The 11,472-nt window shown below is 56.7% G+C and carries 10 protein-coding genes and 1 tRNA gene; 7 read left to right on the top strand and 4 right to left on the bottom strand.

All coding sequences use genetic code 11. The annotated features are described in order from the left end of the window. Nucleotides 1-179: 179 nt before the first annotated feature. Together NKJ21_RS16170 and NKJ21_RS16165 are read right to left on the bottom strand one after the other, a co-directional pair. Nucleotides 180-254: transfer RNA gene (locus NKJ21_RS16170), tRNA-Arg, on the bottom strand. Between the two features lie 89 nt (nucleotides 255-343). Continuing rightward, nucleotides 344-1,273, bottom strand: a complete 930-nt coding sequence (locus NKJ21_RS16165) for a formate/nitrite transporter family protein (protein WP_008803900.1) — start codon at nucleotides 1,271-1,273, stop codon at nucleotides 344-346. 289 nt (nucleotides 1,274-1,562) lie between these two features. Here NKJ21_RS16165 and mlaA point away from each other — a divergent pair, with 289 nt between their 5' ends. Beyond that, on the top strand, nucleotides 1,563-2,324 hold the full coding sequence (gene mlaA / locus NKJ21_RS16160) for a phospholipid-binding lipoprotein MlaA (RefSeq protein ID WP_008803901.1): 762 nt from the start codon (nucleotides 1,563-1,565) through the stop codon (nucleotides 2,322-2,324). Nucleotides 2,325-2,385: 61 nt separating this feature from the next. Here the strand turns inward: mlaA and fadL are convergent, their stop codons facing one another. Beyond that, entirely contained in the window at nucleotides 2,386-3,708 is a 1,323-nt protein-coding gene (gene fadL / locus NKJ21_RS16155; RefSeq protein ID WP_012967490.1) for a long-chain fatty acid transporter FadL, read from the bottom strand. A 373-nt stretch (nucleotides 3,709-4,081) separates the two neighbouring features. Between fadL and NKJ21_RS16150 the strand changes: the two genes are divergently transcribed. The 4 genes from NKJ21_RS16150 to sixA all read left to right on the top strand — a co-directional run bounded on the left by NKJ21_RS16150 (nucleotide 4,082) and on the right by sixA (nucleotide 8,673). Next, entirely contained in the window at nucleotides 4,082-4,366 is a 285-nt protein-coding gene (locus NKJ21_RS16150) for a YfcZ/YiiS family protein (protein ID WP_012967491.1), read from the top strand. Between the two features lie 157 nt (nucleotides 4,367-4,523). Continuing rightward, nucleotides 4,524-5,834 (top strand): acetyl-CoA C-acyltransferase FadI, encoded by a 1,311-nt coding sequence (gene fadI / locus NKJ21_RS16145; protein WP_117123188.1) that lies wholly within the window; start codon nucleotides 4,524-4,526, stop codon nucleotides 5,832-5,834. Then, on the top strand, nucleotides 5,834-7,978 hold the full coding sequence (gene fadJ / locus NKJ21_RS16140) for a fatty acid oxidation complex subunit alpha FadJ (protein ID WP_254732999.1): 2,145 nt from the start codon (nucleotides 5,834-5,836) through the stop codon (nucleotides 7,976-7,978). Before fadI ends, fadJ begins: the two co-directional genes overlap by 1 nt. Before the next feature lie 209 nt (nucleotides 7,979-8,187). Continuing rightward, nucleotides 8,188-8,673, top strand: coding sequence for a phosphohistidine phosphatase SixA (gene sixA, locus NKJ21_RS16135; protein WP_008803906.1), 486 nt, complete (start codon nucleotides 8,188-8,190; stop codon nucleotides 8,671-8,673). Nucleotides 8,674-8,691: 18 nt separating this feature from the next. Here the strand turns inward: sixA and smrB are convergent, their stop codons facing one another. Next, complete coding sequence (gene smrB / locus NKJ21_RS16130) at nucleotides 8,692-9,243, bottom strand: endonuclease SmrB (protein WP_008803907.1); 552 nt, start codon at nucleotides 9,241-9,243, stop codon at nucleotides 8,692-8,694. 167 nt (nucleotides 9,244-9,410) lie between these two features. On the opposite strand from smrB, the gene prmB reads away from it, so the two are divergent. After that, nucleotides 9,411-10,343: a 50S ribosomal protein L3 N(5)-glutamine methyltransferase gene (prmB, locus tag NKJ21_RS16125; RefSeq protein ID WP_002913346.1), complete on the top strand. Its 933-nt coding sequence runs from the start codon at nucleotides 9,411-9,413 to the stop codon at nucleotides 10,341-10,343. A 41-nt stretch (nucleotides 10,344-10,384) separates the two neighbouring features. Then, nucleotides 10,385-11,470 carry a chorismate synthase gene (gene aroC / locus NKJ21_RS16120; RefSeq protein WP_008803909.1) on the top strand — a complete coding sequence of 362 codons (1,086 nt, stop codon included), beginning with the start codon at nucleotides 10,385-10,387 and terminating at the stop codon, nucleotides 11,468-11,470. The last annotated feature ends 2 nt before the right edge of the window (nucleotides 11,471-11,472 follow it).

Genomic DNA, 11,472 nt, shown 5'->3' with positions numbered 1-11,472 from the left:
ATCATTTCCTGTAGCGACCGACTTGGCGTGGGAAGCAAAATGAACCCCATGAAAACACCGCTGTCTTAACCAGATAAGAGCGGAAAAAGGGCGAGGCGGAAGGACGATTGTAGATTGCAGGTAATGGCGATGTAACGCAACGGATGTCGATCGAGAGAGAAGATTATTGCGGCTGGGCATGGTGTCCCCTGCAGGAATCGAACCTGCAACTAGCCCTTAGGAGGGGCTCGTTATATCCATTTAACTAAGGGGACAAGGCGGTGCGAGTATAGCGTTTTTTGCCCGCCTGAGTAAGAGCCATACCGTCTGACTGCTTAAACCCTCGCCACTCAGGGCGCTTTTTTTATGCCCGGTCGGCGTTTTTGGCTTTCTCCGCGGCCTGGGCGCGGGCTTCCGCTTTTCGCTTGCTGCTCATATCGTTACGGATCTGCGCATGGCTCAGCAGCGCGAAGATGAAGGTCCCGCCGCAGATATTTCCCGCCAGCGTCGGCAGGGCGAACGGCCAGATAAAGTCGCTCCAGGGCAGGCTTCCGTTAAACACCAGATAAAGGATCTCGACCGATCCCACCACGATATGAGTCGTATCCGCCAGGGCGATAAGCCAGGTCATGAGAATAATCACCACGATCTTGGCCGCACCGGCGACAGGAAACATCCAGACCATTGTGGCGACCAGCCATCCGGAAATAATCGCATTAGCGAACATCTCCGTCGGGCTGTTTTTCATTACATCTTCGGCGATGCTGACAAAGGCCTGACGAGTTGGTTCATCAAAGACGGGCATAAAATTGAAGGCCCATGCGGCCACTGCGGTACCGATGAGGTTGCCAGCCAGCACCACCGACCACAACCGCATCAGCAAACCGATGTTACCTGGGGTGGGATTGTGCATCACCGGCAGAACGGCGGTAACCGTATTTTCAGTGAACAGCTGCTGGCGGGCCATGATCACGATAATAAAGCCGAAGGTATACCCGAGATTTTCCAGTAAAAACCCGCCCGGGATCCCCTCCAGTTTGACATGAAAAATCCCTTTTGCCAGCAGGGAGGCGCCCATCGACAGACCGGCCGCAATGGCTGACCACAACAGGGCCAGCGCATCGCGTTCCATCTCTTTTTCCCCTTCCTGGCGAATATGTTCATGGATGGCCATCGCCCGCGAGGGCAGGCGATCTTCATCCACTTCTATTTCCTCGCCGCGCTGTTTTTCTTCACTTTCGACTTCTCGCTCGTCATCCGCTGGTTTTAATTTGTTATTGTCTAGTTCATCCATTTCGTGGCCCTCGCTATCAATCTATATAGATATAGCGTAGCGGCTTTCCCTGCCGTCTGGCTGGGCATACTCTGAAATCGCAAAAATGGTAACGTCAGATTTTTGTTGCTCCGGTAGAATAGGAGTCCCGCGATCTCGTTATTCCCAGGCTATGATCAAATCAACAACTTGGGTGATATAGACATCGTTCAACGTGCTGTTACAATCGCTCACATCTATACGGGCGGAAACGTTGTCTTTCCGTCATGGATGGCAACTCGCGATAGCCATAAAAACCAGGGAGACACCTATGAATTATCGCCTGTCGGCGCTTGCGCTTGGCGCCACATTGCTGGTGGGATGTGCCAGTTCCAGCTCTGGCGATCAGCCGCAGGGGCGTTCAGACCCGTTAGAAGGGTTTAACCGCACGATGTTCAATTTCAACTTTAACGTGGTTGATCCTTACGTGCTTCGCCCGGTGGCGGTGGCATGGCGTGACTACGTCCCGCAGCCGGCGCGCAATGGTTTGAGCAACTTCACCAGCAACCTTGAAGAGCCGGCGGTAATGGTGAACTCCTTCCTGCAGGGCGACCCCTATAAAGGTATGGTGCACTTTACCCGTTTCTTCCTGAACACCATCCTCGGGATGGGCGGTCTGATCGATGTCGCGGGCATGGCGAATCCGCAGCTGCAGCGCGTTGAACCGCATCGTTTCGGCAGCACGCTCGGCCATTATGGCGTCGGCTATGGTCCGTATGTGCAACTGCCATTCTACGGTAGCTTTACGCTGCGCGATGAAGGCGGTGATATGGCCGATGGCCTCTACCCGGTACTCTCCTGGTTGACCTGGCCGATGTCGATTGGTAAATGGGCTGTCGAAGGGATTGAAACGCGTGCTCAACTGCTGGATTCCGACGGCCTGCTCCGTCAGTCTTCCGATCCTTACATTTTGGTGCGTGAAGCTTATTTCCAGCGCCATGACTTTATCGCCAACGGCGGTAAGCTGACCCCGGCGGACAACCCGAATGCCCAGGCTATTCAGGATGAGCTGAAGGATATTGATTCACAGTAATCTGCGAATGATAAAAAAAGGGTGAACATGTTGTTCACCCTTTTTTGTTGCGTGCGGCTTATCAGAAGCGGTAGTTGAAGTTGGCGCCGTACAGCCAGGCGGTCCCTTCGGAACGGAAGGTATACGGTCCTTCCTTAATTTCAACGTGCTGGCCGTGCATATAGGAAAGACCGACGTCAACCGACGCATCCTTGTTGAACGCGTAAGTGGTACCCGCGCTCAGCCACAGGCGATCCTGGTCAGGAATGGAGATGGAGCGGTTGTTGGCCGGCACCGGGCTGTCATCGAAAGCGATACCGGTGCGGAAGGTCCAGTTATCGTCGTAATAATACGTGGTCCCCAGCGCAAGACGGTAGGCGTCTTTAAAGCCTTCCTCTTTATAGAACAGCGTCTGGCCGTTGCTGCCGGTGGCTTTCAGCTCCTGGAACTGACTCCAGCTGGTGTAGGTCAGGCTATAGTGGACCGCCCACTGCGGTGCCACGCGGTTATAGCCCGACAGCTCCCACATTTCCGGCAGGTTAAGGGTCAGTGAACCGCCAGTGGTCTGGCCGTTAGTGCCCGCTGGCAGACCGAAGTTGCCGAGGATTTGGTTATAGGCCGCCGGCAGGCTGCTGCGGTAGTTACCGTCGAAGTCGATCTTCACCTCGGAACGGTAGGTAAAACCGTAGCGGTTGTTCTTATCCAGCTCATAGAGGATACCGGCATTCCAGCCAAAGCCCCAGGCGTTGCCGTTAAGATGGGCGATCTGCGTGTCGGCAGGGATCTTCGCCACCTGGCCTGCCAGCGCCGGCGGCAGTGCGCCAGAACCAGCGACAATCTGACCCAGGTCACCGGCATAGCGCTCGATCTTCGCCTTGGCGTAGACCGCGTCAAAACCTAAGCCAAAGCTCCAGTTGCTGTCGAGACGGTAGGCGCCGCTCAGGTTGAAGTTCGCGGTGGTCAGGTCGGTTTTACCGCCCATGCTGCCAGCCGCATAGTCATCGTTGTATTCCGTTGCCAGGCCGTAGTTGGAGGTAATGGATGCCCCCCAACCGAATTGATCGTTAATCGGCGCGACAAAGTGGAAGTTGGGAACCCACGCCGTCGGGGCGATATTGTCCGCATTCAGGCTCTTGCCGGTGGGAGAGGTGCCGGAGACATTGACACCCGGGTCAACAAAAACGGCGCCCGCCGACATAGTTGGACGGTCAAACATCATAATTAATGCCGGGTTACGACTGGCATTGCCTGCATCGTCTGCGATAGCCCCTTCACCGGAATAGGCCCGACCCAGCCCTGATGAAGAGAATTCGTTGAGCTGGAAGCCTGCTGACCAGGCCTGGGTGGAAACAAGTGCTACAGCCACTGCAAGGGCAGATTGGGTAAAGCGGGTTTTCTGGCTCATGCCCATAACCTCATTGAGTTATTTTTTTTTAAACTATGTTACATGCTGTAACAGAAGCGCGGAAGTGTAGGGTCTGTGGTACAACAGAGAAATCAGACCAGTGCGCTGAGTATAGGTCTGACCAGATGAGTTGTTGCAAGTTTGTTTATGAAGTTTTTCAATTGTGATAACAGAAACGCGATCCAGCTGGCAAAATTGTCGGGGGGAGTAAGAGGCAGAAAAGCTGATTTTTGTTTTAGATCATTTTTAAGTGTGATTTCTGTCACTTAACGCGGTGATGGCGATTCTCGGCTGGAGGCTCACCGGGGGCAGGGCGTAAAATAGGCACATTATTTGTCTGGCACCGAAGGTGCCTATACAGAGGAAATCTACGATGAGTAAATGTAGCGCTGATGAAACCCCGGTATGCTGCTGTATGGATGTTGGCACCATTGTGGACAACACCGACTGCACCGCCTCATACAGCCGCGTGTTCGCCAACCGCGCTGAAGCGGAGCAAACGCTCGCTGCGCTGAGCGAGAAAGCGCGTAATGTGCAATCTGAACCGTGCAAAATCAACCCGACCTTCACCGATGTTGACGGCGGCGTACAGCTGGATATCGATTTTATTTTTAGCTGCGAAGCCGAATCGCTGATCTTCCAGTTAGGATTACGTTAATCCCTCCGTTTAACGCCCCGTAGAAGGGGCGTTACCTTTCTGTTCAATGTGTTTTGGCTCGCAATTTTTCGCTTCCCCGATTGGCTTAATGTAAAAAATTAGTTAAGACTGTTATCAGGTCAGACCACTTGGTTGTTTTGCTTAACAGGGGAGCGTTATGAGTCAGGCATTACCGCTTATCACCCGTCAGGGCGATCGCATTGCCATTGTCAGGGGTTTACGCACGCCATTTGCGCGCCAGGCGACGGTTTTTCATGGCGTTCCGGCCGTTGATTTAGGGAAAATGGTGGTTGGCGAAATGCTCGCCCGGAGTGACATTCCCGCGGACGTCATTGAGCAACTGGTTTTTGGCCAGGTGGTGCAGATGCCGGAAGCGCCGAATATCGCCCGGGAAATCGTGCTCGGCACTGGAATGAGCGTGCACACCGATGCCTATAGCGTCAGTCGCGCCTGCGCCACCAGCTTCCAGGCCGTGGCGAATGTTGCTGAAAGCCTGATGGCCGGCACCATCCGCGCCGGTATTGCCGGCGGCGCCGACTCCTCTTCTGTATTGCCCATTGGGGTCAGTAAAACACTGGCCCGCACGCTGGTGGATGCCAATAAAACCCGCACGCTGAGCCAAAAGCTGAAGCTGTTTTCCCGTCTGCGGCCGCGCGACCTGCTGCCGGTCCCCCCGGCGGTGGCGGAATATTCAACCGGTTTGCGGATGGGCGATACCGCGGAACAGATGGCGAAAAGTTGGGGCATCACCCGGGAACAACAGGATGCGCTGGCGCATCGTTCGCACCAGCTGGCGGCCAAAGCCTGGGAAGAGGGAAAGTTGTCAGCTGAGGTGATGACGGCCTACGCGCCCCCTTTCCGCGAGCCGCTGGAGCAGGACAACAATATTCGTAAAAATTCAACCCTCGCAGATTACCAAAAGTTACGCCCTGCCTTTGACCGCAAGCATGGCACCGTCACCGCTGCCAACAGCACGCCGCTGACGGACGGCGCGGCGGCGGTGATCCTGATGACCGAGTCCAGGGCCAAAGAGCTGGGTCTGACGCCGCTGGGTTATCTGCGCAGCTATGCCTTTACCGCCATCGACGTCTGGCAGGATATGCTGCTGGGGCCCGCATGGTCCACGCCGCTGGCGCTGGAGCGGGCAGGTCTGACGCTGGCGGATCTGACGCTTATTGATATGCACGAAGCTTTTGCTGCGCAGACGCTGGCCAATCTCCAGTGTCTGGCAAGCGAGCGCTTTGCCCGTGAAGTGCTGGGACGCTCGCAGGCCACCGGTGAGGTGGATGAGAGCAAGTTTAACGTCCTCGGCGGATCTATTGCTTATGGCCATCCTTTTGCTGCCACCGGCGCGCGGATGATCACCCAGACGCTGCATGAGCTACGGCGACGGGGCGGGGGATTCGGTCTGGTGACGGCCTGCGCGGCAGGTGGTCTGGGTGCGGCGATGATCGTGGAGGCTGAATAATGGATGCTGTTTCCGCTTTTAAGCTTGAGGTCTGTGCGGACAAGATCGCGGTGATCACCATCGATGCCCCGGGTGAGAAAATGAATACCCTGAAAGCTGAGTTCGGCAATCAGGTGCGGGGGCTGATACGTCGGGTTCGTGATGATAAGTCGGTGCGCGGCGTGGTGTTTATCTCCGCCAAAGCGGATAACTTTATCGCCGGCGCAGACATTAACATGATTGCCCGCTGCCGCAGCGCGCAGGAAGCGGAAGCGCTGGCGCGCCAGGGACAGCAGATTATGGCTGAGATCCATGGCTTGTCGATCCCGGTGATTGCCGCCATCCACGGCGCCTGCCTTGGCGGCGGTCTGGAACTGGCGCTGGCCTGTCATGGCCGGATCTGTAGCGATGACGAAAAAACCCGACTCGGTTTGCCGGAAGTGCAGCTTGGCCTGCTGCCGGGCTCCGGGGGAACGCAGCGTTTACCGCGGCTGATTGGCGTCAGTACAGCGCTGGATATGATGCTTACCGGCAGGCAGCTGCGTGCGCGCCAGGCGCTGAAGGCCGGTCTGGTAGACGAGGTGGTTCCGCAGGCGATTTTATTGCAGGCGGCGGTGGAGCTGGCGCTGAAGGGGCGACCGGCCAGTCGGGATATGCCCGTACGCGAACGCGTGCTGGCGGGGCCTTTGGGCCGCCATCTGTTATTCCATTTCGTCGGCAAACAAACGCAGCGCAAGACCCAGGGGAACTATCCGGCGGTGAAGCGAATTCTGCAGGTTGTCGAGAATGGCCTGGCCCACGGTTGCAGCAGCGGTTACGCCGAAGAAGCTCGCGCGTTTGGCGAACTGGCGATGACCCCGCAGTCGCAAGCGCTGCGATCGATCTTCTTTGCCAGTACCGATCTGAAAAAAGACCGTGGCGCCGAAGCCGAGCCCGGACCGCTGACAAGCATTGCGGTGCTGGGCGGCGGCCTGATGGGCGGGGGGATCGCCTATGTGACCGCCTGTAAGGGCGGGCTGCCGGTGCGCATTAAAGATATCCAGCCGCGCGGGATTAACCATGCCTTAAAGTACAGCTGGGATCTACTGAATAAACAGGTCCGCCAGCGTCGTCTGCGCCCCAGCGAGCGCGATCGCCAGATGATGCTGATCTCCGGCGCCACCGACTATCAGGGCTTTGCTCATCGCGACGTGGTGATCGAGGCGGTATTTGAGGACCTGGCCCTGAAGCAGCGGATGGTCAGCGAAGTGGAGCAATATTGCGGGCCGCAGACCATCTTTGCGTCGAACACCTCATCGTTACCGATAGGCGATATTGCCGCCCAGGCCCGTCGCCCCGGGCGGGTGATCGGCCTGCATTTCTTCAGTCCGGTGGAAAAAATGCCGCTGGTTGAAGTGATCCCGCATAAGGGAACCGATCCGCAGGCTATCGCCACCGTGGTGCAACTGGCTAAACGTCAGGGGAAAACGCCGATTGTGGTGGCGGATAAAGCGGGCTTCTATGTGAACCGCATCCTCGCGCCCTATATCAATGAAGCGATGCGCCTGCTGGTGGAGGGCGAACCGGTTGAAGAGATTGATAAGGCCCTGGTTAAATTCGGTTTCCCGGTAGGGCCAATCCAGCTACTGGATGAGGTTGGCATCGATACCGGCACCAAAATTATCCCCGTGCTGGAGAGCGCGTTTGGAGAACGTTTTAGCCCACCTGCAAACATCATTGACGCGATTTTGAAGGACGATCGCAAAGGTAGAAAAAATAATCATGGTTTCTATCTTTATGAGACAAAAGGGCGTAAAAGCAAAAAACGGCCCGACCCGGCAGTCTATCCGCTGCTCGGCATCGACCGCCCCCAGTCGCGGCTCTCCGCGCAGCAGGTGGCGGAACGCTGTGTGATGATGATGCTTAACGAGGCGGCGCGCTGCTTTGATGAGCAGATTATCCGTAGCGCGCGCGATGGCGATATCGGCGCCGTCTTTGGTATAGGCTTTCCGCCATTTCTTGGCGGCCCGTTCCGGTATATGGATACTATCGGCGCGGGTGAAGTTGCCGCGATCCTGCAGCGCCTGGCCGCCCAGTACGGCCCACGTTTTACACCCTGTGACACTTTATTACGCATGGCCGAACAGGGGACAACCTTTTGGCCAGCGGATGAACGGCTGACCTAAGTTGTGGTCAAAGAAGATAAATCCGGCTGCGGATGACGCTGTTGATTGGCTGTTTTGTAAACAATGATTGACTATACTTACGCCATTGAGGTAAAAAACAGCGTTTCATTCGTTGAATGGATCAGGCACAATGCCCGGCCACCGGTTCACCTGCGTATTGTCTTCGCAGGCCAAACTACGGTGCTTCTGGTTAACAAAAGCGGTGCAATATGCAAGTTTTTATTATGCGTCACGGCGACGCTGCCCTCGATGCAGCCAGCGACTCAGTTCGTCCATTAACCGTATGCGGTTGTGATGAGTCTCGTCAGATGGCAACCTGGCTGAAAGGTCAAAAAGTGGATATTGAGCGCGTTCTTGTCAGTCCCTATCTGCGTGCAGAACAGACGCTGGATATTGTTGGGGAGTGCATGAACCTGCCGAAACATGTCGACGTGATGCCGGAACTCACGCCGTGCGGCGACGTAGGCCTGGTTAGCGCCTATCTGCAGGCGCTGGCGAATGAAGGCGTGGCGACGGCGCTGGTCGTCTCCCACCTGCCGCTGGTGGGGTACCTGGTCTCAGAGCTGTGTCCGGGGGAAACGCCTCCGATGTTCACCACCTCGGCTATCGCCTGCGTGACGCTGGACGCCGACGGCAAGGGTGAATACCTCTGGCAGAAAAGCCCCTGCAATCTCAAGATGGCCAACGCCATCTGACGGCCCCGGAGCCCGCCGTTAAGGCAGCTCCGGCGGTTGCCACTCCTCTACCTCAATCAGCACCAGCAGTGCGGCGTCACCGCCGTACTCTTTTGGTGCCTGGTGAAACGCCATTATATGCGGATGTTGCGCCAGCCACAGCGGGGTTTGCTGTTTGAGAATATGTTTGCCGTGCCCGTGCATCACACAGGCGCAAAACACATGTTCGCGGCGGCAGGCGGCAATCAGCGCGCCCAGTTCCTGTTTGGCCTGCTGCTGGGTGAGCCCATGCAGATCGAGAAACAGTTCCGGCGAATAATCCCCACGGCGCAGCTTTTTCAGCTCAAAATGGCTGACGTCGGCGCGGACATATTTCGTCGAGCCTTCAGTATTCAGTAGCGGCTGAAACTCATCAGAGAAATAGTGGCTGTTATCGGCCTGTTCCTGCAGCAAACGCTTCGGAGCAACCTCAGTGACTTTCTTGCGCTGCGGACGGTGAACGATGGTGTCCTGCTTGATCTTTCGCGTGCCGGTCATTAACTGACGGAACAGCGCCTGATCCTCCTCGCTTAGCGATGTCTTCTTTTTCATTGTCCACTCTCATTAATACTTTGCGCTAGTTTACCCGACTCAATATCCCTTCGGGCAAGGAAAACCTGTTTTTTCCCCGGTCACCCCACGCAAGAATGCTGATTTATCGCCGTCTTCATGGCACACTAGCCGCCGAATTTATAGCAGAGTGTGCCCTGGAGGTTGTCGTGGATAAAATTTTTGTTGATGAGGCAGTCAATGAGCTGCATACCATTCAGGACATGCTGCGCTGGGCGGTAAGCCGTTTCAGTGCTGCTAATATCTGGTACGGTCACGGGACTGATAACCCGTGGGACGAGGCAGTACAGCTGGTGCTGCCGTCGCTCTACCTACCGCTGGATATCCCGGAAGATATGCGGACTGCGCGTCTGACCTCCAGCGAGAAACACCGCATCGTTGAGCGGGTGATCCGCCGCGTGAACGAGCGCATTCCCGTCGCCTATCTGACCAACAAAGCGTGGTTCTGCGGGCATGAGTTTTACGTCGATGAGCGGGTGCTGGTCCCGCGCTCCCCGATTGGCGAACTGATCAACAATCAGTTTGCCGGGCTGATTAACCATAAGCCGCAGCATATCCTTGATATGTGCACCGGCAGCGGCTGCATCGCCATCGCCTGCGCCTATGCTTTCCCGGAAGCCGAAGTCGACGCCGTGGATATCTCCCCGGACGCGCTGGCCGTCGCCGAGCACAACGTGGAGTCCCATGGCCTGATCCATCACGTGACGCCGATCCGCTCCGACCTGTTCCGCGATCTGCCGAAGCTGCAGTACGATCTGATCGTCACCAATCCGCCGTATGTCGATGAAGAGGACATGGCCGATCTGCCGGAAGAGTATGAGCATGAGCCGGTGCTGGGTCTGGCCTCCGGTAGCGACGGCCTGAAGCTGACGCGCCGCATCCTCGGCAACGCGCCGGATTATCTCAGCGATGACGGGATTCTGATTTGTGAAGTCGGTAACAGCATGGTACATCTGATGGAGCAATATCCGGACGTGCCGTTTACCTGGCTTGAGTTTGATAACGGCGGCGACGGTGTCTTCATGCTGACCAAACAGCAGCTGATTGACGCCCGCGCGCACTTCGGTATTTATAAAGACTAAAAAAACAACACGCCAACATAACGAAAAAGATTGGAGCCGTGATGGCAGGAAATACAATTGGACAACTCTTTCGCGTCACTACCTTCGGCGAATCGCACGGCCTGGCGCTGGGCTGCATCGTCGACGGCGTGCCGCCGGGCATCCCGCTGACCGAAGCCGACCTGCAGCACGACCTCGATCGTCGTCGCCCGGGCACCTCGCGTTACACCACGCAGCGTCGCGAGCCGGATCAGGTCAAAATTCTTTCCGGCGTCTTCGAAGGCGTTACTACCGGGACCAGTATCGGCCTGCTGATTGAGAACACCGATCAGCGTTCGCAGGATTACGGCGCAATCAAAGATCTGTTCCGTCCGGGCCACGCAGATTACACCTACGAGCAAAAGTATGGTCTGCGCGACTATCGCGGCGGCGGTCGTTCTTCTGCGCGCGAAACCGCGATGCGCGTAGCGGCCGGGGCGATTGCCAAAAAATACCTTGCCGCGAAGTTCGGCATCGTCATTCGCGGCTGCCTGACGCAGATGGGCGATATTCCGCTGGCCATCAAAGACTGGGATCAGGTCGAGCAGAACCCGTTCTTCTGCCCGGACCCGGATAAAATCGACGCCCTGGATGAACTGATGCGCGGCCTGAAAAAAGAGGGTGACTCCATTGGCGCGAAAGTGACGGTGGTGGCTGACGGCGTACCGCCGGGCCTCGGCGAGCCGGTCTTCGATCGCCTGGATGCCGATATCGCCCACGCGCTGATGAGCATCAACGCCGTGAAAGGGGTGGAAATTGGCGACGGCTTTGAAGTGGTGAAGCTGCGCGGCAGCGAAAACCGCGATGAAATCACCAAAGACGGATTCCAGAGCAACCACGCCGGCGGTATTCTTGGCGGCATCAGCAGCGGCCAGCAGATCGTTGCCAACATCGCGCTGAAGCCTACCTCCAGTATTACCGTTCCCGGTCATACGATTAACCGCTTTGGCGAAGAAGTGGAGATGATCACCAAAGGGCGTCACGATCCGTGCGTCGGCATTCGCGCCGTACCGATCGCTGAGGCGATGCTGGCGATCGTCCTGATGGATCACTTTATGCGTCAGCGCGCGCAGAATGGCGATGTGACGACGACAATTCCACGCTGGTAACC

This window comes from Klebsiella sp. SWET4, from assembly GCF_024296565.1.
In the GTDB taxonomy this organism is placed as follows: Bacteria; Pseudomonadota; Gammaproteobacteria; order Enterobacterales; family Enterobacteriaceae; genus Klebsiella; species Klebsiella variicola.
The sequence above is the reverse complement of the archived record's forward strand: the minus strand, read 5'-3'. Positions and strand labels throughout refer to the sequence as shown.